Annotated in this window: 18 protein-coding genes and 1 tRNA gene; 11 read left to right on the top strand and 8 right to left on the bottom strand. The window is 63.5% G+C overall.

Annotated features, from left to right (window positions below; all coding sequences use genetic code 11):
- Window positions 1-17 precede the first annotated feature (17 nt).
- Window positions 18-887 carry an ABC transporter permease gene (locus OYT13_RS24150; RefSeq protein ID WP_017231589.1) on the top strand — a complete coding sequence of 290 codons (870 nt, stop codon included), beginning with the start codon at window positions 18-20 and terminating at the stop codon, window positions 885-887.
- Window positions 888-1,023: 136 nt separating this feature from the next.
- On the opposite strand, the gene OYT13_RS24145 is transcribed toward OYT13_RS24150, so the two are convergent.
- The 4 genes from OYT13_RS24145 to OYT13_RS24130 all read right to left on the bottom strand — a co-directional run bounded on the left by OYT13_RS24145 (window position 1,024) and on the right by OYT13_RS24130 (window position 4,538).
- Window positions 1,024-1,626, bottom strand: coding sequence for a BPSL1445 family SYLF domain-containing lipoprotein (locus tag OYT13_RS24145; protein ID WP_017231590.1), 603 nt, complete (start codon window positions 1,624-1,626; stop codon window positions 1,024-1,026).
- A gap of 282 nt (window positions 1,627-1,908) precedes the next feature.
- On the bottom strand, window positions 1,909-2,397 hold the full coding sequence (locus OYT13_RS24140) for a hypothetical protein (protein WP_017231591.1): 489 nt from the start codon (window positions 2,395-2,397) through the stop codon (window positions 1,909-1,911).
- A 42-nt stretch (window positions 2,398-2,439) separates the two neighbouring features.
- Window positions 2,440-3,246, bottom strand: a complete 807-nt coding sequence (locus tag OYT13_RS24135) for a response regulator (protein ID WP_039829662.1) — start codon at window positions 3,244-3,246, stop codon at window positions 2,440-2,442.
- A gap of 104 nt (window positions 3,247-3,350) precedes the next feature.
- Window positions 3,351-4,538, bottom strand: a complete 1,188-nt coding sequence (locus OYT13_RS24130; protein ID WP_261939567.1) for an ATP-binding protein — start codon at window positions 4,536-4,538, stop codon at window positions 3,351-3,353.
- A gap of 219 nt (window positions 4,539-4,757) precedes the next feature.
- On the opposite strand from OYT13_RS24130, the gene OYT13_RS24125 reads away from it, so the two are divergent.
- Both OYT13_RS24125 and OYT13_RS24120 read left to right on the top strand, forming a co-directional pair.
- On the top strand, window positions 4,758-5,456 hold the full coding sequence (locus OYT13_RS24125; protein WP_268567062.1) for a flagellar basal body L-ring protein FlgH: 699 nt from the start codon (window positions 4,758-4,760) through the stop codon (window positions 5,454-5,456).
- Window positions 5,456-5,989 carry a hypothetical protein gene (locus tag OYT13_RS24120; protein ID WP_017231595.1) on the top strand — a complete coding sequence of 178 codons (534 nt, stop codon included), beginning with the start codon at window positions 5,456-5,458 and terminating at the stop codon, window positions 5,987-5,989. The genes OYT13_RS24125 and OYT13_RS24120 overlap by 1 nt, the downstream gene beginning before the upstream one ends.
- 42 nt (window positions 5,990-6,031) lie before the next feature.
- Here OYT13_RS24120 and OYT13_RS24115 read toward each other — a convergent pair whose 3' ends face one another.
- Window positions 6,032-9,706: an autotransporter domain-containing protein gene (locus tag OYT13_RS24115; RefSeq protein WP_268567061.1), complete on the bottom strand. Its 3,675-nt coding sequence runs from the start codon at window positions 9,704-9,706 to the stop codon at window positions 6,032-6,034.
- A gap of 863 nt (window positions 9,707-10,569) precedes the next feature.
- On the opposite strand from OYT13_RS24115, the gene OYT13_RS24110 reads away from it, so the two are divergent.
- The 6 genes from OYT13_RS24110 to OYT13_RS24085 all read left to right on the top strand — a co-directional run bounded on the left by OYT13_RS24110 (window position 10,570) and on the right by OYT13_RS24085 (window position 16,375).
- The gene (locus tag OYT13_RS24110) at window positions 10,570-11,937 is read left to right on the top strand and encodes a tyrosine-type recombinase/integrase (protein WP_268567060.1); all 1,368 of its coding nucleotides are present in this window, start codon (window positions 10,570-10,572) and stop codon (window positions 11,935-11,937) included.
- 116 nt (window positions 11,938-12,053) lie between these two features.
- The gene (locus tag OYT13_RS24105; RefSeq protein WP_268567059.1) at window positions 12,054-13,220 is read left to right on the top strand and encodes a hypothetical protein; all 1,167 of its coding nucleotides are present in this window, start codon (window positions 12,054-12,056) and stop codon (window positions 13,218-13,220) included.
- 187 nt (window positions 13,221-13,407) lie between these two features.
- Window positions 13,408-13,611 (top strand): DNA-binding protein, encoded by a 204-nt coding sequence (locus OYT13_RS24100; RefSeq protein WP_268567058.1) that lies wholly within the window; start codon window positions 13,408-13,410, stop codon window positions 13,609-13,611.
- Window positions 13,611-13,964: a hypothetical protein gene (locus OYT13_RS24095; RefSeq protein ID WP_268567057.1), complete on the top strand. Its 354-nt coding sequence runs from the start codon at window positions 13,611-13,613 to the stop codon at window positions 13,962-13,964. The genes OYT13_RS24100 and OYT13_RS24095 overlap by 1 nt, the downstream gene beginning before the upstream one ends.
- A 145-nt stretch (window positions 13,965-14,109) precedes the next feature.
- Window positions 14,110-14,751 (top strand): hypothetical protein, encoded by a 642-nt coding sequence (locus tag OYT13_RS24090; protein ID WP_268567056.1) that lies wholly within the window; start codon window positions 14,110-14,112, stop codon window positions 14,749-14,751.
- A gap of 877 nt (window positions 14,752-15,628) precedes the next feature.
- Window positions 15,629-16,375 carry a DUF2569 family protein gene (locus tag OYT13_RS24085; protein ID WP_268567055.1) on the top strand — a complete coding sequence of 249 codons (747 nt, stop codon included), beginning with the start codon at window positions 15,629-15,631 and terminating at the stop codon, window positions 16,373-16,375.
- A gap of 134 nt (window positions 16,376-16,509) precedes the next feature.
- Here OYT13_RS24085 and OYT13_RS24080 read toward each other — a convergent pair.
- A tRNA-Arg gene (locus OYT13_RS24080) sits at window positions 16,510-16,585 on the bottom strand.
- 381 nt (window positions 16,586-16,966) lie between these two features.
- Between OYT13_RS24080 and OYT13_RS24075 the strand changes: the two genes are divergently transcribed.
- Complete coding sequence (locus OYT13_RS24075; protein WP_268567054.1) at window positions 16,967-17,860, top strand: c-type cytochrome; 894 nt, start codon at window positions 16,967-16,969, stop codon at window positions 17,858-17,860.
- A gap of 116 nt (window positions 17,861-17,976) precedes the next feature.
- Here the strand turns inward: OYT13_RS24075 and OYT13_RS24070 are convergent, their stop codons facing one another.
- Together OYT13_RS24070 and OYT13_RS24065 are read right to left on the bottom strand one after the other, a co-directional pair.
- Window positions 17,977-18,753 carry a metallophosphoesterase gene (locus tag OYT13_RS24070; RefSeq protein ID WP_268567053.1) on the bottom strand — a complete coding sequence of 259 codons (777 nt, stop codon included), beginning with the start codon at window positions 18,751-18,753 and terminating at the stop codon, window positions 17,977-17,979.
- 479 nt (window positions 18,754-19,232) lie between these two features.
- A complete protein-coding gene (locus tag OYT13_RS24065) occupies window positions 19,233-21,338 on the bottom strand; it encodes a UvrD-helicase domain-containing protein (RefSeq protein WP_017231709.1) in 2,106 nt (701 codons plus the stop codon).
- 267 nt (window positions 21,339-21,605) lie between these two features.
- Between OYT13_RS24065 and OYT13_RS24060 the strand changes: the two genes are divergently transcribed.
- On the top strand, window positions 21,606-22,421 hold the full coding sequence (locus OYT13_RS24060; RefSeq protein WP_268567052.1) for a zinc ribbon domain-containing protein: 816 nt from the start codon (window positions 21,606-21,608) through the stop codon (window positions 22,419-22,421).
- Window positions 22,422-22,451 lie beyond the last annotated feature (30 nt).

Below are 22,451 nucleotides of genomic sequence, written 5' to 3'. Positions count from 1 at the left end.
GCCGTCTGGAGGAGGGCATGAACATGAGTGAACAGGCCATGGTGGCAGGATTCAGTGACGCCGATCTCGCGCGCGAGGAAGCCAGCGCGCAGCGTCGCATCAAACAGCGTCGCGCGCTGGTGATTTTTCTGCGCGTGGCCATTCTGGTGATCGGATTGGGCGGCTGGGAAGTGGGCGCGCGCGTGGGGTGGATCGACCCGTTCTTCTTCTCGCAACCGACTCAAATCGTTGCGCAGATCTATGAATGGTGTGTGGAAGGCACCTCGCAGGGCCCGCTCTGGACGCAGGTGTTCGTCACGCTCGAAGAGACCGTGCTGGGCTTTCTGATCGGCGGCGTGGCGGGTGTTATCTGCGGCATCGTGCTCGGCCGCAACAAGCTGCTCTCGGATGTCTTTAGTCTCTACATTCAGATCGCCAACTCGATTCCGCGCGTCGTGCTCGGGTCGATCTTCGTGATCTCGCTGGGTCTGGGCATGGCCTCGAAGGTGGCGCTTGCCGTGGTGATGGTGTTCTTCGTCGTGTTCGCCAATGCCTTCCAGGGCGTGCGTGAAGCCGACCGCTACATGATCGCGAATGCGCAGATCCTGGGTGCGTCGCGCCGTCAGGTGACGATGTCGGTGGTGATTCCGTCGGCGTTGTCGTGGATTCTCGCCAGCCTGCACGTCAGCTTCGGCTTTGCCCTGGTGGGTGCGGTGGTCGGTGAGTTCCTCGGCTCGAAGCAGGGCATCGGCCTGCTCATCTCGACCGCGCAGGGCGCGTTCAATGCGAGTGGCGTGTTTGCCGCGATGATCGTGCTTGCCGTGGTGGCGCTGGCGGCGGATTACCTGCTGACGTCGCTCGAGAAACGTTTGCTGAAGTGGCGTCCGGCGGCGTTCAGCACCGAGTAATGCCGACGGTCATCGTCTGCGCATAAAACAACGGCGCCATCCATTGCGGATGGCGCCGTTGTCGTTTGGCGTGGGACGTGGGACGTGGGACGCGAGGTCGCCAGATTCCCGAATGCCTCGCGGTCTCCGGGCGTCGTCAGATGTTGAGCTTGCTGACCTTTGTGCCTTCGACGTTCAGGTTGGCCATGAGACCGGCGTTGGTCATCACGATCACTTCGACCGGCGAAGTCGCGGTGTTCAGATCGACCGCGCCGTTCGCGCCGATCTTGACCAGGGCCACGGAGGCGTCGGCCCCCGCCGTCCAGCCGTCGGTGCGCTGGAATTTGTCGAGGGCGTCCTGCGTCATGAACAGGAAGATAATGGCCTTCGACTGCGCACCGATCTGCAGACCGAACGACGCCGTCACCGTGTTGTAGTAGCCCTTCGTGGCGCCGCCCACGCGCAGCGCGCCTTCGCCGTATTGGCCGCCCACGACGAAACCGGCTTGCAGCACCGACGGGAACACGAGCATGCCGCGCGACTTGTTCACCAGTTCGCGCGAGCCCGGTACGGACGCATACATCTTGTCGAGCGCGCCATTCACGGAAGCATCGATCTCACGGCGCTTGTTCGCGTTGGCGCCGGGTGAGCTGTCGCTCTTGCTGGCCTGCGACGGGGTGGTCGTGGTGCAGCCCGACAGCGCGAATGCAGCGGCGGCAACAGCGACGGAAGTCTTCATCAGGAATTCGCGTTTTTGCATTTTCTCCCTCCAGGTAGCGTGTGCCCCGTGCTGAGCACGGCGGCATGGATCCGGATAAAACGTCGGGCCGATGACGCATTCCACGCGGCACGCGTCGTGTCGGCCATGAAGCGGATGATGAGAACGATAATTCGGCATCCGACGGATGTGTCTGCGTGAAATCGTGGCAGACAACCCATCGGCGTGACGACGATTATGCGGTCTCTGACGTTATTGTCAAGGAAATGGGGCAACAAGTTCCGTTAACTTGCAGACATCTCTCGTCAACTTGTAGGTGTCCGCCTACGTGCACTTGCGCATGTACTCTTCCTTGAGCGCTTTGCGCGGGCGGGTGCGTGTAGGAATGTCGACGCGATCGCCGGCGGGCGACTCGACCCGGCGTCCGCGCTGGTAGACCGGCTTGTCCGGCGTGTTGGCGATCTTGTCGGCGAGCGCGCGACACTCGTCGCGCAGTGAGGGCGATCTCGCGCCGGACGCAGTCGCCTGCGATGCGGCCTGATCGCGCGCGGCTTGCGAGCATTGCTCTGGCGGCAGGGCGTGGCCGACGCTATCGAAACACACGGGCGTCTGCGCCCACGCGCCGCCGCTCACACCGAGCAGTGCGACGACGGTGGAAGCTTGCAGAAAACGTTTGATCGGCGCGTAAGACCGCGCAAGATCGGCAATGCCAAGCATCGACGCTGCGACGCCGTTTGGCGTGAATGACGCGGATGAGGTGAAGGCTGTGAGGGCAGTGGACATCGGGGACAACGTAGCGGCGCGGCGTGGCATCGTCGATCTCCTCAAGGGAACCGCGCTGCGGCGCGGGTGCGCCTATTCTGGCATCGCCCCGGCGGGATTGTCGATACCCGCGACGCCATGCCGCGCGGCGCCCATGCCCGGGCGGTCCGTGCGCAATTCGAGCCGATAGCCGACGCCATAGATCGAGCGCACGATTTCCTCGTCGGGCCGGATCGCCTGCAACTTGCGACGCAGGTTCTTGATATGGCTATCGACCGTGCGATCGGCCACCACGCGGTGATCGTCGTACATGCGATCGAGCAGGTGGGCACGAGGGAAGGTCTTGTCGGGATGGCTGGCGAGCGTCGCCAGCAACCGCAACTCCACCGGCGTGAGCGGCAGTTCGTGTCCGTCGAGCCGTGCGTGATGACGCATCGCGTCGATGACGAGCGCGCGCGGCGGTGCCGCGTTTGCAAGACTGGCGGTTCCCTGGGGGCCGAAGGTGGTACTGGCGGTACTGGCGCCTCTCACCCGGCGCAGAATCGCCTTGACGCGTGCCACGACTTCGCGCGGACTGAAGGGCTTGCAGATGTAGTCGTCGGCGCCGAGTTCGAGGCCCAGCAGCCGGTCCGTCTCTGCCGCGCGCGCCGTCAGCATGACGACCGGCACCTCGGAGAACTCGCGCACGGCGCGGCAGACTTCGAGGCCGTCCATGCCCGGGAGCATGAGATCGAGCAGCACCAGGCGCGGTTGTGTCGCGCGCACGGCCGGCACCACGTCGCGGCCGTCCGAGAGAATGCGGCAAGGCATGCCCGCCACCCGCAGGTATTCCGCGAGCAACGCGGCGAGCTTGGGCTCGTCTTCGACGATCAGAATCGGGGCGGTGTTGGAGAGGGTCATCGCGTCGGTCGGTGAACGTGGGGCGGAAAGCGGCGCCGGGGTCAATGCGTGCGAAGCGCCCGGCGACGGGTTCGGCGAGGTCGAAGGCATGGGCGAAGGGTTCATCACGAGCTCGCAAGGGCGGGGTCATCGAGCCGCGCGGGCCCGGGGCGGCTCGTCCCGCCGGGTGACCGGTCGCATCCGCCGCCGCACGCCCCCCCTGCGGCCGCAGGCGCAGGGCGGTGACGCGGCAGAGTGATCGTGAGTCCGAGACCCCCCAGTGGGGAATGCCGCGCGGCGATCTGACCGCCGTGCGCTTCGACGATATGTTTGCAAAGCGTCAGCCCCAGACCGGCGCCACCGCTTCGCCGGCTGCGGGATGCCTCCACGCGGAACAGGCGCTCGAACAGACGCGGCAGCGCGTCGTCCGGCACGCCCGGCGCAGAATCCTCGATCTCCAGACGCAATTGCGTGGCCGTGGCCGACAGGTACACGCGCACGGCGCCGCCGCCGTCGGTGTAGCGCAGCGAGTTTTCGAGCAGATTGCCCAGCAGTTGCGTCACGCGGTGGAGATCGCCGTTGATGATGAGCGTGTCGTCGGGCAGGTGCACGTTCAGCGCGATGCCCTTGGCGTCGAACCAGTCGCCGAACGCGGCCACGGACGTGGCGACGCGCTCGGTCATGTCGACGGGGGCGAACGTGTAGGTGAGTGCGCCGACGTCCGAGAGCGAGAGTTCGTACAGATCGTCGATCAGTTTGGAGAGCTGCGAGATTTCAACGCGCAGCGAGGCGAGGGCGTCTTGCGTGAGCGGGCGTACGCCGTCTTCCAACGCTTCGATTTCCCCGCGCAGGATCGACAGCGGCGTGCGCAGCTCGTGGGAAATGTCCGCGAGCAGGTCGCGGCGCGAGCGGTCGTTGCGGGCGAGCGTGTCGGCCAGGCGGTTCAGATCGACGGCGAGACGGGCGAGCTCGTCGGCACCGGCTGTCGGCGCGCGTACGCTGTAGTCGCCCATCGCCATGCGGTGGGTGGCCTCCAGCAACGGGGTGACGGGCACGAGCAGACGCCGGGCGAGATGCAGCGCCACGACACCGAGCAGCGCGACGCCGAGGACCGTCAGATACATCAGGTTGTCGCCGCACAGCCAGCGATGCCCGCCGAGCGCGGCGCGCACGGCGAGTGCCGTGGCCGTCATGGTGATCAGGCCTGTCGCGAAGAGCGCGAGGAAAAGCTTGCGGGTGATGCCGGAGTTCATGCGCTGCGTGGTTGGGCGAACGGTGATGGCGGGAAAGCGCGCCTGACGGGGCGAACCCATGGAGCTCTGCCGACGTTGGCGCGCCATTTTCTCAGCATCGGTGTGGCGCGCGGCGGGCCTCCACAAATTTTCCTCTATTTGTGCTTAGTGCCTGCACCTGCACTCCTTACTATTCCTCTCGACGCTGGCCGCCGTGTCGGCTGCGCCATCGATCAACCGTTCACACTATTCCAAGACGACCGGATCCGGCATCCGGGATCGGCGCGGGGGCGCCTCACCATGTCGAAGCTGTCGATGCTACCGCGCGTTGCGGCGCGCGGTGTTCTCCGGACGCTTGCGCTGCTGGCCGCCACGGGCGCCATGTTGGGGGCCTGCTCCAGCTCGTCGCCGGCGCCCACGCCGATGGGCATGATGCCCATGCCGCGCGTGGCGAACGTGCAGACGGGCGGATCCATCTACCAATCGACCACCGCCACGAACTGGTTCGAGACACCGGTCGCGCATCGCATCGGTGATCTGCTTACGATTGCGGTGTCCGAAAACTCGTCCGGTGGAAACAAGTCGCAGAGCGACATCTCGCGCAACGCGAGCGTGACGGGCAAGAGCGCCAAGGCCAATGGGGCCGATTCCGTGCTGGAGCGCTGGTTCAACATCGGTCAATCGGCCAGTGCCTTCAAGGGCAACGGCAACAACAGTTCGAGCACGGCGCTGGCCGGCACGATTGCGGTGGCGATCGTGGACGTATTGCCGAACGGCGCTTATGTCGTGGGCGGGGAAAAGCAGGTCCTGCAAGGGCGCAATATGGAGACGTTCCGCTTTACCGGCGTGGTCAACAAATTCGACATCTCACCGGGCAATGTGGTCGCATCGAGCAAGGTGGGACAGGCCAAGGTGGCGCGCGTGGAGGAGGGGCAGGTCGCCGACGGGAGCAGTGGTGGCTGGCTGCAGGGCATTCTGCTCGGCGTGTCGCCGTTCTGATGAAACGACTGGCGATCGTGCTGATGCTGGCGGCGGCCGCCAGCGCCACCCTGGGCGGGTGCCTCTTCACGACACCGGTGCCGGTGCTCGCCGCGCAGGTGGCCTCCAGCATGGTGTCGACGGGCGTGATGCTGTCGGATCAACTGCCGTCCATCGTGCCGCCGACGACGCCTGCCGCACCGGAGCTGCTCTCGCACAATGTGTGTATCGAGCTGGCGCCCGACGGCATTTCCGATCTGCTGCCGGCGATACAGGGTCGCCTGCGCGCTTATGGCATCGTGAGCACGATCTACAGCCCGGGCACCTGGCCGACGGGCTGCGTGGTGCTCAATTACTCGGTGCGCCGCGCCTGGCGCGATGCTCTGTGGGGCAACACGCCGAGCGAATACCTGGCCTATGCAACGCTGACGCTCAGCCGCAACGGGTCAGTGATCAATACCGTGTACTTCGACGGTCGATCGCGTACGGTCGAATCGTGGTCGGCGTCAAACTCGCGCATCGCGCAACTGGTTGATCGGCTGGTGGTGTTTTGAGCGATCAAGGGGCGGCGACAAGCGTCATCCGCGCAAGGGCGTTCAGAACCGGTAACTCACCTTCAGACTCCCCGCCTGCGACGATGCGCGTGCCGTATTGACGAGCGCATCGTAAGCGAGCGAGATATCCAGGTGCTTGGCCAGTGTCACGCCGACGCTGGCGCCGAGCGTCAGGAAGCCGCGCGGCAAATCCGCACCCGATGCGACGAAGGCCGTACCGTCCTGCGAGGCCACGGTGATCACCCGGGCGACATCGAGCAGTTCGTGCGCGTACGCCACGCGGAACTGGACGTTCACGGGGCGCGTTGCGTCGCCGAACGCCTTGTCGAGCGTCACACCGACAAACGGTTGCAGGCTCCGCGTGTTGTCCGTGCCAACGCGCAGATTCTGTCCGCCCGCACCGCTTTCGTCGAAGCCGTTCGCGTGGAAGTAGGCGTAGCGCAGGCCGGCTCGAGGCGTCACGACAATGCCCGCGATCGCCATCGGTGCACTCGCCTGTGCCGCCGCCGTCAATTCCTGCCCGATATGATCGCCCTCGGCCGTGCCGATGCCCGCGAACGGGCGTTTCTGCGACAGGAAGTGAAGGCCGTACCCGACAGTGGCGGCAACATCGACCGCGCCCATCTCACGGCTCGCATACGCGGCAAGGCGCAGCGTGTCCCGTGTGCCTGAGCTCGCCGTGCCCTGTTCCGAAAGATCGGCATGGGAATAGCCGCCCGCCAGCCCAAACATGACGCGTTCTTCGTGCCGTTCCGCGCCAGCAAGGAAGCCGTATTGATTCTCCTGAAAGCCAGACTGAGCGCCCGAGCCATTCACACGTGCGTGCAATCCGGTGGCCGTGGCCCAGACGGGCGAGGTACGCGGCGCCGCGTCGCCGGTGGCAAGCCCTGTATCCACGGCGCGTCGCGTGGCTTGATCGAGAAGCGCCGCGGCCGTCGACTGCGCATTCGCCAGCGCCGCCGTGCCCAGCGCGGTGTAGACGCTCGTGTTTTTCGGCGCAATCACGATTGCGCCCGAGCTCCCGGGATCGCTGACGGACGGATCGACCAGCGACAGGATGACATCGTTCGCACCATAGGCGACCGACGATTGCAGGCTGCCAAGATTGGCGCCTGCCGCCTGCGCGCCGGTGACCGAAGAGAAGCGACCGTTGACGCCATTCGCCGCGGTCACCACTGTATAGCGTGTTGCCTGGTACGTGCCGGGATCGTACGTAATCGCCAGCACCCCGTTCAGCGTCGCGCTTCCCGATACCTTGAGCTGCGACGCCGCCGTCGGACTCACCTCGATCGCCAACGTTGCATTGGACGCCTGTGTGTAGTTCCCACTGATGCGCAACGTGCCGATGGAGCCTCCCGGCGCCACGATGCCGCCGTTGGTCACGCTGCCGATAATCGTGCCGTGCCCGCGCAACGTCCCTTGTGCGCCGACGGCCACGTCGCCGCCCAGTGAGGCGGTGTCGTGGTTGGCGTCGCCGACTTCGAGCGTGCCCGCCGCAACGCTCGTCGTCCCCGTGAAGGCCGTGCTCGCGCCATTGAGAACGAGCATGCCGCTGCCGAGCTTGGTGAAGGTCCCGCTGCCCGCAAGGTCGCCGGCATACGTACTGTTGCCTGAGGTGTCGACGCTCAGCGAATTCGCCCCCATGAGCAGACGCGTGCCCGCCACGCCGCTTAATCCCGAGACCGCTTGCGTACCCGCAGCAGACATATCGAACGTCGCGCCGCTGCCCAGCATCGCAAGGCTCGTCACCGAAGACAATTGGCCGGCGCCTGTCAATGCCAGTGTGCCTCCATTGATCGTGGTCGCGCCGGTGTAGACGTTCGCGGCCGAGAGCGTCTGTGTGCCGCCATTCAATGTCAGCCCACCGGAGCCGCCGATGCTGCCGGAGAAGACGCCCGAGGCGTTCGTGAGCGTAAGGGTGCGGGCCCCGAGCGCGACCGAACCACTGCCGGCGATGCCCGTGAGCGACGCGCCGTTTGTCGTTGCCGAAATGTCGAGCGCGCCGTTACTGGTCACGCCACTCGATGCTGCGACACTGCCGCCGCCGCTGAGCTTGAGCGTGGCCCCGCTGTCGACCACGGTCGCGCCGGTGTAGGTGCTGGTGCCTGTCAGCGTCTGGGTGCCGTCGGCCACCCGAACGCCGCCCGTGCCGTCGATGACGCCGTCGAACGTGCCGGCCGCGTTGGTGAGCGACAGTGACTGTGCGCCAAGCCGCACCGTACCCGCGCCTGAAAGCGCCTTGATCGACGTCCCCGACGTGACGGCGGATATATCGAGCACCGAATTCAGCACGACGCCGGACGAAGCCGCGATGCTGCCGCTTCCCGCCAGGGCGAGTGTGCCATTGCTGATCGTGGTCGCCCCCGTATACGTGTTGATGCCCGAAATCGTCAACGTGTTGCCGCCCACGACACTGAGCGAGCCAGCCCCGGAAATCACGCCCGACATCGTCAAGCCGGTCGACGCCGTGGAGACGGTCGCGCGCGACGCCGCGTCGCTCAGAATGACATCGTTGTTCAGTGTCAGCCCTGTGTTGCTTGCGGCAATGGTGGCCGTCGCCCCCGCGTCGAAGAGCAGCGTTCCGAGGATCGAGGAGCCCGTCAGCAGATTCAGCGAATTGTCCGTGCCGCCAAACTCGATCGCCGCCGCTCGGGTCCCACCTGCGCCGGTCAGCGCACCCATGATGAGACCTGCGTTCGTGATCGAATCCATGCCACGCGTCACCACGCCGACACCGCCCCCGATGCCCATACCGCCCGAGATCGTTCCGATATTGGCGAGGGAATTGTGGGTTTGGGCAAGATCGACCCCAGTGCCCCCGGCGCCGCCTGCCGCGGACCCCGAGGCGCCCGCGCCCGCGGCCCCGCCTGCGCCGCCCGTGATCGTGCCGGTGTTTACGATGGACGCACTGCCGCCGAGCGAGAGCAGGCCGTCGCCGCCAGCGCCGCCGCCGCCGCTGAACCCACCGGAACCCCCGGTGCCGCCGACGCCCCCGGTAATCGTCCCGTTGTTGGTGATCGTCGCTGCGACCCCGGCCGAGGTGAGTCCGCTACCCCCGCCGCCACCGCCCCCGCCGTTGCCGCTCACGCCGTTGGTGGTATTTCCCCCGTTGCCCCCAGCCCCGCCCGTGACCGCTGCCGCGCCTGCGACGGTGATGTTGCTGCCAAGGTAATAAAGGCCGGTGTTGCCGCCGTTCCCGCCGCTTCCGAAGTTGGTTCCGTCCGGTCCCGTGTTGCCGGCGTCGCCCGTCACGGGGGCGTTGATAACGATGTTGCTGGAGGCGATCACTTGCGCGGGACCGTTGGCTGTCGCGGCAGCGACGTCTCCGGTTGCGCCCGCGCCGCCGGTACCGAGGGCCCCCCAGCTTCCCGGGTCCTGTACGGTCACGGTGCTGGCGTCGAGGTGGCTGGAGCCGCCGCCCTGGCCATTTCCGGCGCCGCCCGCGCCGCTTCGACCCGGGAAACCGTCGCCGCCCGGTGCACCGCAGCCGCTGGTGTCGCTGGGCGTGCAGGCCGCGGCCCAGACAGGGGCTGCAGCCCCGGCGAGGGCCAGCGCAATGGCCGTGCTCCCGACCGTTCGAATGAACCCCTGACCCGTCGGTCCTCGGGCTGGACGTCGCGCCGGCACAAAGCCGAAATGTGGAGCCGAAGACGTCACCGACGTCGTAGCGGCGAGCTGCGCCTGACGGGCTGCGCGCCCGAGTTTGCCTTGGACCACGAATAATCTCTCGTATCGCGCCGTGCATGGCGACCGGTGACCGAGAAGCTACGGCCTTTCCCCCGCACTACGGCAGACATGGGACGCCAATGCTCAGGAAGACCGCGCCTATTTCGATGGATGAGCATCGGTGCGTGCGCTATTTGAGTGCGCATAGGACACCGAATGTAATACAAAGGAAGGTAACTCGCTATAAGGGTGACGTTTCCCTGCGACGGTGTCCCGCGGTGAAGTGGGCGGTGAGGCTTCAGGCGGCCAGATGGCGGTTCGCGCCTGGTCGGCCATTCTTGCCCTTTCAGCCGCGTCAGGATGGCGCGGCGCGGCCGAACCCATCTTCCTTCTGGACAAACTTTGGGAATCCGTTGGCAGCGCACACCGCGTTGCCGTTGGGCCAGCGCCGTTCAGCTGTCCGGACAATCATCCTGCCGGGCGGCAAGCACCTATCGAGCCATTGCGGCCCGCCGTCTTTTTGTATCAGGTCATTGGCGACGAGCATATGCACGCCGGACGTAGGAATGTCCGTCCGAGTCTTCGGACACGGAGCCATCAAGGCGTTCAATTCCGGCGGCGCCGCATATTCCGGATGCCCGCCGAATGCAGAATGAGAGCGGATGTAAGTGCTTGATTTGATTGGCGCGCCCGACTGGAATCGAACCAGTGACCCTCGGCTTCGGAGGCCGTGAGTGTTCTAATTTATCGGCGTTGACCTAAATTCACGAAATCTGTAAAAGTGCCGTGGAATATGGGTTTTATGCCATTTTAAGCATAGTGTTCCGTTGACCTGAATTGATTATTTACCCCATACTCGGGTTACATGGCGGTTACATGAGGTCATGTAGCCCAGTCCGACGGGGGTGACGAAGGTGGCAAAGGTCAATTTCACGGCGGCGCGAGTAGAAGGCTTTACTTGTCCGGCTGATAAGGCTCAGGCATTTCTCTGGGACGGCAAAACGCCGGGATTGGGTTTGCGCGCGACCGTCGCTGGGGCGAAGTCCTACATATTCCAAGCCAAGATTCACGGCGGCACGGTTCGCGTGACCATTGGCGACCTGAAAAGCTGGCCTATCGACAAGGCGCAAGGGGAGGCGCGCCGCCTGCAACGCCTGATTGACGAGGGCAAAGACCCAAGGGAGGTCAAGGCCGAACAGCACGCAGCCCATGAGGCGCGGCAAGCCGCCAAGCGCCGCCAAGATGTGACTCTAGCCAAAGCATGGCAGGCGTATCTTGAGGCGAACCGCGCCAAGTGGAGCGAGCGCCACTATCGGGACCATGTCAACCTGTCGCAGCTTGGCGGCGAGGTAAAGCGCCGGGGCACCGGTCAGACCAAAGCGGGGCCGCTGGCGGCGCTGATGCCGCTGAAACTGTCAGATTTGAGCGCCGTCAAAGTGGCCGACTGGCTGGCGTCTGAGGCGCAAACCCGCCCGACCAATGCCGAGCAGTCATATCGCAAGCTGCGGGCCTTCATCCGTTGGTGCGATGACCACCCCGAGTATTCAGGCATCGTGCCGCCTATTACATACAGCGCGAGGTCTGTAAGGGACGCAGTGCCACGAACCAACGCGAAAGATGATTGCCTGCAACGCGAGCAATTACCTGCGTGGTTCGATGCCGTCCGCAAGATTCAGAACCCGGTTATCTCGGCCTATCTGCAAAGCCTACTGATTACTGGTGCACGCCGGGAAGAACTGGCGGCGCTCAAATGGCCCGATGTGGATTTTCAGTGGAATAGTCTGACCATCCGGGACAAGGTGGAGGGCGAGCGCACTATCCCCCTGACGCCTTATCTGTCATTCCTACTGGCGAACCTGAAGCGGATAAACGACACGCCGCCGAACGTCCGGGAATTGGCACGTTTGGAGGCCCAAGGCGCGGCATGGAAGCCCTCGCCGTGGGTATTTGCGAGCAAGACCGCCGCAGGTGGCAAAATTGCCGAACCGCGCATCGCCCATACCAAGGCGCTAAAGGTGGCCGGATTGCCTCATGTGAGCCTGCATGGCCTGCGCCGGTCCTTTGGCACATTGTGCGAGTGGGTCGAAATGCCGTCCGGTATCTCGGCACAAATCATGGGGCACAAGCCGTCCGCCCTGGCTGAGAAGCATTACCGCCGCCGTCCGCTCGACCTGCTGCGCATGTGGCACACCAAGATTGATGCGTGGCTGTTGGAGCAGGCGGGGATAGAGTTTGAGCCGGGGCAGGCCAAACCGGGATTAAAGGTTATTACCGCCGCCTGACGGTATCAGGCATTAACCGTTTTGCCCCTGTCTAGCTCGACGGAGCGAAAAGCCGGACACCTTCACCGGCCTGGCAGGGACACCCGATTGAAGGCTTGCGCATCGAAGGTGTGCGAATGAATGACGAAAGAGCGCCGCGCTGGCAAAAATGGCTACTGATGCCGGAAGTCAGGGCATGGGAAGCTGTCGCACTGTCGCTGAATATCGAACCGGAGAGGATTAATACTGACCGTTACGCGTGGATGGGCGCGGCGCATCCGTTCGATGAAGGCGAGGAGTTCAACGATAGGCTTGCGGTGCTGCTGGCAAATTTCACGAACAGGGCTTTCTTTCCTACCCCTTGCGTAATCAGCATGCAAGCGCCATACAAGTGCGGCGTCCGACTTTGTGAATTTGTCCAGTTTGCAATATCTCATGCGAATTGGCACCTGCCCGCAAAGTTGATTGACTCGAACCCAATTAGCAAGCAAACCGCCGCGTCTGCCGAAATCCCCCTGCCAACCGAAGTCAGTCACGCTGCCCTGGACACTGTCGCCAGCATGGCACTTGGCGCGCAAGCCTGCCCCGATAAATTCACTCTGTACTGGCTCAACGGGAAGGTTGACGAGGACGCTGTATTTGCTGCGGAAGCGTTGGCGGTGCTCGAGCGGATGAGAGGGCAGCAGCCAAAGGCGCTTCACGAGACTACTACGGCAGCATCGGCGGCTGGTGCGTTGGTCAATGCGTGGCTGGTCAACCGGGATTTGCCTAGCTATATGCGAGGCCGCGCAATTGACGATTTTGCCGCATTGAAAGTCGAGCCACTAAACTGCAACTTGTCCGAGGCTTCGGAAATCCTGGAGGGTTCCATTGAGGTCTATCGAGATGATGTCGTGAAGCTGCTGGAGCGAGAGCGCATGACAGTGCCGTCGTTCTTGCAATGCGTTGCGCCTGCCGAGGCCGGTCAGCCGAGCGCCGAAGTTGCCGAACTTGTGACAAAGACGAGGACCGACGAGACCAGTCAGCAGAGCGGGAGCAGGATTCATCGAACACGCAGTAGGCGTCACGCTTTAGGCCACGTTATCGACAAGGCGAAGCAGGACGCCAGCGAGCCGGATAACTATCTGTCCGTGTGGCCCGAATTGGTGCGCTTGGCGGAGAGTACCCCGCCGCCTGCACCACTCATTGGATATGTTGACGGGGAAGGCGTGAAGTATCGGACCAGTGGTCCTAATCCAGACGCAGAGGTTAAGGCTTTCACGAAGGACGCATTACGCAAGCAGATGGACCCCAACGCCCGTTAATGCCCGCTTGCGCCCGGTAGCGCCCGCTTCCGCCCGTAGCTATCGGGTCAACAGGCTCTCTCGCATAAATTAATCAACGCCGAGACACAAAGCCGAACACGGCGAAGCGTTAAGGCGTTGATAGCGAATATCGGCACGTTATCAGCGCCCCATGCTTCGCCGGGTAAGGTGGAAATGAGCGTTGACAATGAACCTTCAAACTCTGCTAAACCGCGCCGCCCTTCCCGAAGTCCTGCCAACGGACGAAGCTGCTGCCGCAATCAATCGCAAGCCGCAAACCTTGCGAAAATGGGCCTGTCTCGAAAATGGCCCGATTCGCCCGGTTCGTATCAATGGGCGCTTGGCGTGGAAAGTCTCCGACCTGCAAACGCTATTGAATGGGGGGCGGTAATGAAAAACGCCCGACCGACCAAAGGCCAATCGAGCGCGAACGAACAACGCGATTCTACCGAATACGAGCAGTTCGAACTACTGCCGCCGCCTGAATTTAAGCCGACGTGGCCCGTCAGCGATACTCTGCCCGCCGAAGCGCTCGCCCGCCTGTTGACCGGGGAACGCTTGACGCAGCCTGCATTTGGTACGCGTCGCTGGCGACTCGCTGCTTACGTCAAAACGCTTGATTACCTGGGCTGGCCCATTGAAAGGGAGTGGGTCCATACGCCGGGATATTCGCGCCCGATTAAACGCTATTGGTTAGCTCCGAAAACCATTATGGCGGCGCTGGCTTTGCGAGGTGCGGAATGAACTATTCTCCGGCGTGGCGAGAGCGGCTCTATGACCTCTTGCAGCGGTTTCCTCACTGCGGCATAGAGGCCGACATTTCCGAGGCATCCGAAACGGCGCTATGGGGCGTCTATCGTTTCCTTTCGCGTTTGGACGAGGCCAGGGCATGAGCAAGCGGAAGCCACAAGAGGCCGTTGCTGGCTCCTATACGCCAATTCCTCATGCCGTACTCGATAGCATTGCGTTCACTGGCGCATCTGTCCGTGCAAAGGCGATGCTGTTCGATGTGCTGCGGCAGCATAACGGCAAGAATAACGGGCGGCTCCAGTTGTCCGTTTCGTGGCTTAGGAAGCGCGGCTGGAAGTCCGCCGACCAAATCCAAAAGGCCAAGCTCGAATTGCTGGAGCGTGGTCTGGTCATCAAAACGCGGTTTGGCGGCCTGACGGTAGGGCCGGATTGGTACGCTCTGACTTGGCTACCAATTTCGAATTATGACGGACTGGATTTGCGACCCGGTGCCTACTATCCGGGACACTGGCGGATGATGGACCCGCCGCCAGTCGCAAAAAATCACGATGCCAGTTCCGCCACACGGAATAGCGCCGTTCCACCACACGGAATAGATGGAGCGCCCACCACTCCGCCACACGGAACGGTAAAGGCCGATATTGCCCATTCTCCTATTCCGTCACGCGGAAACAATGAATGTTGCCAGTTGCCCCCAGTTAAAACCCATTCACGTGTTGTCGGGAAGAAGGGGGCGAGCGGAGCAAAAGGCACGGGCGCTCCCACTTCTGCTGCGACGTGAGCGATGACGTGTCGTCACTGGTTGGGGTCTCGTGTGACCATCTTCCCAACGCGTTGGGCGCAACCGGTAGGCAGTGCAACGGCGGGCGGCGCTGGCTGGGGCGGGACACTCCGATGACCCAATTCAAGCAAAGAACAGGAGTGGGCTGCAAAGCCAATGGTGGCGCGGTTTTTGGGCATTTCAAGCCTCGAAATATGCGTTTGCTCCCGCTAATGATTTCGTATTCTGCGAGGTTTGTATGCGCGGTGGAATGAGATTGGGGGCCGGTAGACCCGGCTGGAAGCCGAAGACGAGCCAGTTCCGAAGCATAGACGTCCGGCGCTTGCAGCGAGATGGCCTGCTACAGGGCGGGATGTCGTACGGCTGGCAATGGAAAGATGACGCGGGCGAAGTGGTGTCGAGCATAAACATACGCACGCATGACCACGCCCTGACTGCTACCTACAGGACGAGCGGCGAGGACGTGGAGGAGCGAATTATGACGACCACTACGTCATGCAATTTCGGAGCTCGGCGTACATGGTTCCTCTGCCCTTATTGCCATAAGCGTGTCGCACTGCTGTACCTGTCACGGCAAGTGGCTTGCCGCCAGTGCTTTCGCATGACCTACCCCAGCCAGTGTGAAGATATTGTGGATAGGTTATGGCGCAAGCAAGCGAAGATAGAAAGACGCTTGCACTCAGGCAAACGTATGAGGCATAGCACGCGCGACCGGCTGATAGACGAGCTGTGTCGCATCGAGGAATCCAAGGACGCGGTTCTTTTTCGGCAATTGTCATGCTTGCTTGGTCCCGCCGAGGCGTCTAATCTTTGCTAGGCAGTGCCTGACTTATTCCGGTCGGCAGAAAGCGTCTTTGGCAAAATTTAGGAGAAGAACATGAGGGCCAAGGAATTGCGGGGTGTCGGAGGATGGCTAGCTTTGCTTGCGCATGGGTTGCTTTGGATTGGGCCACTAATGGGTGCCGGTCGAATCAACACCAACCTATTAGATGTGGAGCATCAATACACCGCGCTGGATGGTAATTCGCTTTGGTGGGACTACAAGTTGGCGACCTGGCTGGTATTTGCGCTCGGCGCATCCGTAAGCGCCGCTGCCGGCTGGCGTTTATTTCGGCGACAGGCCCCGACTTCTGTTTATTTCGCAAAGGCAGCTTTGTGGGTCGCAGGTCCGTGTTTGTCTCTGGCTCTCCAGGGGCTAGGGCCGCTTGTTTTGGGAATCCCCGCAAGCGCTGAATACTGGTCGGAGGCGGCGCCCCCAGTGGTCGGCGCATTCCTGTCCGCCATCGTATGGACCCTATATCTCGCGCGGTCAGAGAGGGTAAGAAACACTTACGGACTGGGTTTCCCCATTGACGGCAAGGCCGTTGCCTCGTCGACTGCAACCAGGCGGTTTTCTATCTCGGCGCTGTGGGAACCCGAGAAAATTCAAAACGAAGGCGTAAGGCGAATCTGCAAAGTTATCAATGTGACGGGGCTCATGTGGGTGGCGTTGCTGGTCTTGATTGCCATCACATCGCGGGAATCCGGTGTAACTGCATTTGCCCTTATTGCGGCAGTACTTGGCTATGGGCTCGCCCGGACCGTAACATGGGTAGTCGCTGGATTCATGAAGCCTAAGGCGTGACGTCGAACGAGCAGGGCAAACGCGGGCTCTCCCGAGCGCGCCGATACTTTCGGACGCCGCTTACATCACGGTTACACGGGCTTCAAAATGCAAAAAGCCCAGCCTGCTTGGCTGGGCTAACCCATTGATTGAATTGGCGCGCCCGACTGGAATCGAACCAGTGACCCTCGGCTTCGGAGGCCGATACTCTATCCCCTGAGCTACGGGCGCTATGCTGACCACCGGGGGAGAAGGCGCGAACGCGCGACCGGTAGGCAAAGAGGTAGAAGCATAGCGGTTTTGCCGCGCGCCGTCCATGCCCTGTGCATCGTCTCGCCACACAATGCGGCAATTCGTTGCCAAGCGCCGCGTGAGCGCGGATTTACTGTACATGCAGTACCCCCGCACTTCGCGCACGAAGCACGCGGAACACCGCTTTGGCTTTCGCGTAAGCTAGGGAAAACACGGGACTTTTGCGGCGTCTGCGCACCGCCTTGGCGTGTCATCGGTCAAGGGTTTGTTGCTACAATGGCTCGATATTTTGACCGGATGGCGCCAGCCGCCCGGGGTGATGCACTCGGTTTCCACAAAAATACTATTGAGAGATCCCGCATGAGTGAAGCACATAACGAGCATGAGTCTCTGATCAAAACACCCAAGCAGCTCATCGCCGCCGTCGTTGCGGGTTTCCTGGTTCCGATCGTCATCATCGTCCTGCTGGTCAATTACGTCGGCAATAACGCCCTGACCGGTGCCGGCAGTTCCGCCATGACCGAACAGGCCATCGCCGAGCGCATCGCGCCCGTCGCCAAGGTCGATATCAAGGACGCCAACGCACCACGCGTCTATCAGACCGGCGAACAACTCTACAAAGCCGTCTGCGCCGCCTGCCACGCATCGGGCGCAGCCGGCGCGCCGAAAGTCGGCACGGCCGACTGGGCGCCGCGCATCGCACAGGGCTACGATGGCATGCTCAAGATCGCTCTCGCCGGCAAAGGCGCCATGCCCGCGCGTGGCGGCACCAGCCCCGACGACGTGACGGACTACGAAATCGGCCGGGCGATCGTCTACATGGCCAACGCCTCCGGCGGCAAGCTGCAGGAACCGGCCGCCCCGGCACAGCCCGCCTCGGGCGCTGCTGCGCCCGCCCCGGCATCGGCGGCACCCGATGCAGCCTCCGGTGCCGACGCCAGCACAGCCGCCGCTGCAGCGATGGCCTCGCTCAAGACCGCCGCCCCGGCCGCCACCAGCGCGGGCAGCAATCTCGAAGCGGGCAAGAAGCTCTACAACACCGTTTGTATGGCCTGCCACGCGAGCGGCGTGATGAACGCCCCGAAGTTCGGCGACAAGGCCGCATGGGCCCCGCGCATCGCCACCGGCATTGATACGCTGCACAACGCGGCCCTCCATGGCCTGAACGCCATGCCGCCGAAGGGCGGTGCCGCCAACGCGTCGGACGACGACGTCAAGGCTGCCGTTGATTACATGGTGAGCGCGGCCAAGTAAATCGCCAAGTCTGGCGTGAATCGCTCGGCACCCACAAGAATCCCCGCTTCGGCGGGGATTCTTGTTTCTGGCGTCCGACGAGCAGCGTCCAACTACCCATGGCGAGGGAGGCTGGATTACACCCGCACCGTCAGCGTCGGATCGAACGCCGCGTTTTCGACGCGTCCCTCGAAGCAATAGCCGCGCGGATTGCACAGCACCCGGGTCGCGCCGACGCGGTAGTCAAACGAATCGTGCGTATGGCCGTGAATCCACAACGCCGCCTCGGAGGCTTCGACGAATGAGGTCAAATCCGAAATAAACGCCGGATTGACGAGCGACCCTGCGAAACGGGGATGGATGCTCTGCGGCGTTGGCGCATGATGCGTGACCACGATGGTCGGGCCGTCGTGCGGTGCGGCGAGCACGCGCGCAAGCCAGGCGACGTTTTCACGGCACAGCGCCGCGCAGTCGTCCGGCGAGAAGAACGGCAGATCCGCCCACGGCACCGCCGGATCGCCCACGCGAATGCGTGTGAAGTCGCGTACGAATTTGCGTGACTCCTCTACGACGTCGTCGTGCTTGCCGTCGGCATCGTACAACGCGAAGTCCGTCCATAACGTCGTGCCGACAAAGCGCACGCCGCCAATCACCTCCGATCGTCGCTCAAGCAGATGCACGTTCGTGCCCGCGCTCAGGTGCCGCAAGTCGGCCAGCGTGCCCGCCAGTGTCGCGCCGTAGAACTCGTGATTTCCGGGAACGTAGATGACGGGGCGCCCCAACGCTTTCGCCCACTCGATGGCTTGCGCCGGTCGGCCGATGTCGCCGGCGAGAATCGTGACGTCGGCGTCCACCTCGGGAATGGCCAACGGCGCCACGGACAAATGCAGGTCGGACAGGATATGCAGTTTCACGCACCAGCTCCACAAAGTCTTGGGATCGGTGCCGCACACGCGCCGCCGCCGTGTGCGCCGAGCGCATCACGTGAGCGCGGGCGGTGTGGGCATTGGGTCGAAATCAAGGCAATTCACGTTTTGTTTCGCCCGTTTTCTACCGACTATCGCCCGCGTCACGCCGATGGTCAAGATGTCTTTGTCATCGGCAGGATGCGCTTCTATAGTGAAACTTCACCTGACGAGTGGAGGCGAGCCTATGCGGAAACTGTTGGTTGCTGTTCTGCTTTGTTTGACCGGTCTGGTCGGGATGGTCGTGGCGTCGAGCCCGGCAGCCGCTTGCGATCAGACGTCTTCGGGTAGTGGCAAATAGCAGCAAGCATTGACTTTACGGTACGCCGTGCCGCCGCCGACAGCCCCGGTACGATGTCGCCGTTCCTCAAGCCAGCCCCCGCTCGCGGGGGCTATTCATAGGTAGAGCGTGGTCGGCGCGCGTCGAGTCAGGCGCCCGAGGAGGATGGGGTCTTGTTCGCCCCGCCCGCGAGCATGGCCTTGAGGCTGGCGAGCCGGTCCTTCGGCGACATGGGCGCGTCTTCGGGGGGCGGGGGCGGCGCTTCGTCGAGTTGCATCTCGGGCACGAAGCGCGAGACCTCGCACGAATAGGTTTCGCGTGCCCGCTTGCGCTTCTTGCACCACGACAGTTGCAGCGAACGCTGCGCACGCGTGATGCCGACATACATCAACCGGCGCTCTTCCTCGATCTTTTCGGCGGTAACTTCTTCGTCCTCGCGAAGGTGCGGCAGGATGCCCTCTTCCACGCCGACGAGAAACACGTGGGGATACTCCAGCCCCTTCGAGGCGTGCAGCGTCGACAGGCGCACGGCGTCGGGATCGTCGCCGTCGCGGCCTTCGAGCATCGACATCAGCGCAATGGTCTGCGTGAGTTCCATCAGGCTCTTGCCGTCGTCGTCGAGGCCGTCGGCCTTGTCGAAGCCGGTGGGCTGCGCCTCGTCGCCCCGCGTGCCCTTGCGCTTCATCCATTCGAGGAATTCGAGCACGGTGGTCCAGCGCGATTGCGCCTGACGCTCGTCGAATGTGTCGTACAGATAGGCCTCGTAGTGAATCCCTTCCATCAGATCGTCGATGACTTCATTGGCCGGGTCGCGCGCCGCGCGCGCTGCAATGCGCTGGATGAAGTCGCAAAACGCACGCAGCGGTTCGAGCTGGCGCGGCGGCAGCCGCGCCTCGACCGCCCCCATGTAGACGGCCTCGAACAGCGACACCTTGGCCTGTCCCGCGAAGCTGCCGAGCACTTCGAGCGTGGTGCTGCCGACCCCCCGGCGCGGCGTGGTCACGGCGCGAATGAAGGCGGGATCGTCGTCGGGGTTTGCCAACAGCCGCAAGTACGCGCACAGATCCTTGATCTCCGCCTTGTCGAAAAACGACTGGCCGCCGGAGAGCACGTACGGAATGCGTTCGCGCCGCAGCACCTGCTCGAAGATACGCGCCTGATGGTTGCCGCGATAGAGAATGGCGTAGTCGCGAAACTCGGCGCGCCGCTCGAACTTGTGTGCCGACAAGCGAAATACGACCGACTCGGCTTCATGCTCTTCGTCGTTCATCGCCGTGACCGTGATCGGATCGCCCAGGCCGTGCTCACTCCACAGCTTCTTCTCGAAGAGTTTCGGATTCTTCGCGATGACGTTGTTCGCCGCCGTCAGAATGCGCGACGTCGAACGGTAATTCTGTTCCAGCTTGACGACCTTGAGCGTCGGGAAGTCGACCTGCAACTGCTTGAGGTTCTCCAGCGTGGCGCCGCGCCAGCCGTAGATCGCCTGATCGTCGTCGCCCACGGCGGTGAACGCCGCGCGTGGACCCGCGAGCAGCTTGAGCAGCAGGTATTGGCAGGTGTTGGTGTCCTGGTACTCGTCGATGAGCAGGTAGCGCAGCTTGTTCTGCCAACGCTCGCGCACTTCCTCGTCGCGTTCGAAGAGTTGGGCGGGTAGCCGGATCAGGTCGTCGAAGTCGACGGCCTGATAGGCCTGCAACGTGGCCATGTAATTGCGATAGACGAGGGCGGCCTGATGTTCGTCGGCGGTTTCGGCGGCGGCCAGCGCTGTCTCGGGGGTGACCAGTCCGTTCTTCCAGAGCGAGATGGCGGTCTGAACGCCGCGAATCATCGCCTTGTCGGTCGTGCCCAACTGCTCCTGAATCAGCCCGAAGCAGTCGTCGGCGTCGAGAATCGAGAACTGCGGCTTCAACCCGACGTTCGCCGCCTCGCGCCGCAGGATTTGCACGCCCAGCGAGTGGAACGTACAAATGGTGAGCTGGTTGACAGGCACCTTACGGCCTTCCTTGCCCGGCGTGGTCAGCAGCTTGCCTTCGAGCTGCTTGGCCACGCGCTCGCGCATTTCGGCGGCGGCCTTGTTCGTGAAGGTCACGGCGGCGATGTGCTTCGGCTCGAACCCCTTCGTCTCGATCAGCCAGGCGATCTTTTGCGTGATGACGCGCGTCTTGCCGCTGCCCGCCCCGGCCAGCACGAGACATGGGCCGTCGAAATAGCGCGTGGCTTCGTTCTGAGCGGGATTGAGCGGGAAGGAGGACATGGTGTGACGCGAAGGAGATGAAGACGGCGGCCGGCAAGGGTGCGCGCACGGCGAGGGCTGTGACGGCGATGCGCGGCCGCCCGCCGGGGCGATGCATCGGCAAGCGCCGGGCGGTGGGCAAGTCTATCATGCGAGCGCCACTCGGCTGTGCGCGCCCGACAGGCGTTGTGCGAACGCCAACTGTGGGGCGGGCGCGACGCCGGAGGCTGGCGTCGACGCAGACCGGATGCCTATAATGGGCAACGTTGCCATCGTGGTGAGGTCGCCGTGCAATGTCCAACCTGTGGGACGAACAATGCGCCGCGTGCGCGGCACTGTGCGCAGTGTGGCGCAAGACTCGCGCACGCCGAATCTTCCGGCTGGGTCACCGGCGCGCTGGTGTTCGGCACAGCGGTTTTCGCTGCCATCGCGCTGCTCGGCATCTGGTGGAATCTGCGCGCCCCCTACGTCGACCCGGTGCCCAAGTCATCCGACGCAATGACCGTCACCCCTTTCAACTCCGGTAACGAAGCACCGCCAGCCGTCGCGTCGGCCGCGCTGGCCGCTGCGGGTGCCGACCCTGCGTCAGGCGAGGCATCTGCCGCGTTGGCCCGGGCGCAGGCGTTGGCGGCGGTCGATGCGGCCGCGTCCGGTGCGGCGGCCGACGTCGCTTCGGCCAACCAGCCCGCGCCGCTCACCGCCTCGGCGGCCACCGCAGCGTTGACTGCCGCTGTCACGGCGCCCACATCGCCCCCGACCCGCAACAACGCGCCGGACGACATGATGCAACTGCTCAGCCGCCGCGCAGGGGCAGGTGCGGTCGGCAATACGGCGCGTCCGCCGGCCAATGTCGATCTTCCCGCGCATTTCGACAACAACGATATTGGCTCGATCGCCGCCGAAGCCCAGCCGGGCGCGGCACCGGTGGCATCACCGGCAGTGGCGCCGTCGACGGCCAGTGCCGTGGCCGCAGCGCTTGCGCAGTGCGACCGCTATCGCTGGTATGAGGTAATACCGAAGCAGCGCTGTGTGTGGACGGTGTGTAACGGACGCTGGGGCAAGAATGGCTGTCCGGCGGGCACGAATCCAGGCGAGTCACGCTGACCGGCGCACGCGCTCGGCGCGATCAAAAAA

It is taken from the genome of Pandoraea sp. XJJ-1, assembly GCF_026802345.1.
In the GTDB taxonomy this organism is placed as follows: Bacteria; Pseudomonadota; Gammaproteobacteria; order Burkholderiales; family Burkholderiaceae; genus Pandoraea; species Pandoraea cepalis.
Note: the sequence above shows the minus strand (reverse complement) of the source record. Positions and strands in the feature narration are given on the sequence as shown.

Bases quoted from the DNA above. Each gene is read 5' to 3' on its own strand.
- OYT13_RS24150 (WP_017231589.1), top strand. From the start codon at position 18: ATGAACATGAGTGAACAGGCCATGGTGGCAGGATTCAGTGACGCCGAT.
- OYT13_RS24145 (WP_017231590.1), bottom strand. From the start codon at position 1,626: ATGCAAAAACGCGAATTCCTGATGAAGACTTCCGTCGCTGTTGCCGCC.
- OYT13_RS24140 (WP_017231591.1), bottom strand. From the start codon at position 2,397: ATGCCACGCCGCGCCGCTACGTTGTCCCCGATGTCCACTGCCCTCACA.
- OYT13_RS24135 (WP_039829662.1), bottom strand. From the start codon at position 3,246: ATGACCCTCTCCAACACCGCCCCGATTCTGATCGTCGAAGACGAGCCC.
- OYT13_RS24130 (WP_261939567.1), bottom strand. From the start codon at position 4,538: ATGGGTTCGCCCCGTCAGGCGCGCTTTCCCGCCATCACCGTTCGCCCA.
- OYT13_RS24125 (WP_268567062.1), top strand. From the start codon at position 4,758: ATGTCGAAGCTGTCGATGCTACCGCGCGTTGCGGCGCGCGGTGTTCTC.
- OYT13_RS24120 (WP_017231595.1), top strand. From the start codon at position 5,456: ATGAAACGACTGGCGATCGTGCTGATGCTGGCGGCGGCCGCCAGCGCC.
- OYT13_RS24105 (WP_268567059.1), top strand. From the start codon at position 12,054: ATGAATGACGAAAGAGCGCCGCGCTGGCAAAAATGGCTACTGATGCCG.
- OYT13_RS24100 (WP_268567058.1), top strand. From the start codon at position 13,408: ATGAACCTTCAAACTCTGCTAAACCGCGCCGCCCTTCCCGAAGTCCTG.
- OYT13_RS24095 (WP_268567057.1), top strand. From the start codon at position 13,611: ATGAAAAACGCCCGACCGACCAAAGGCCAATCGAGCGCGAACGAACAA.
- OYT13_RS24090 (WP_268567056.1), top strand. From the start codon at position 14,110: ATGAGCAAGCGGAAGCCACAAGAGGCCGTTGCTGGCTCCTATACGCCA.
- OYT13_RS24085 (WP_268567055.1), top strand. From the start codon at position 15,629: ATGAGGGCCAAGGAATTGCGGGGTGTCGGAGGATGGCTAGCTTTGCTT.
- OYT13_RS24075 (WP_268567054.1), top strand. From the start codon at position 16,967: ATGAGTGAAGCACATAACGAGCATGAGTCTCTGATCAAAACACCCAAG.
- OYT13_RS24065 (WP_017231709.1), bottom strand. From the start codon at position 21,338: ATGTCCTCCTTCCCGCTCAATCCCGCTCAGAACGAAGCCACGCGCTAT.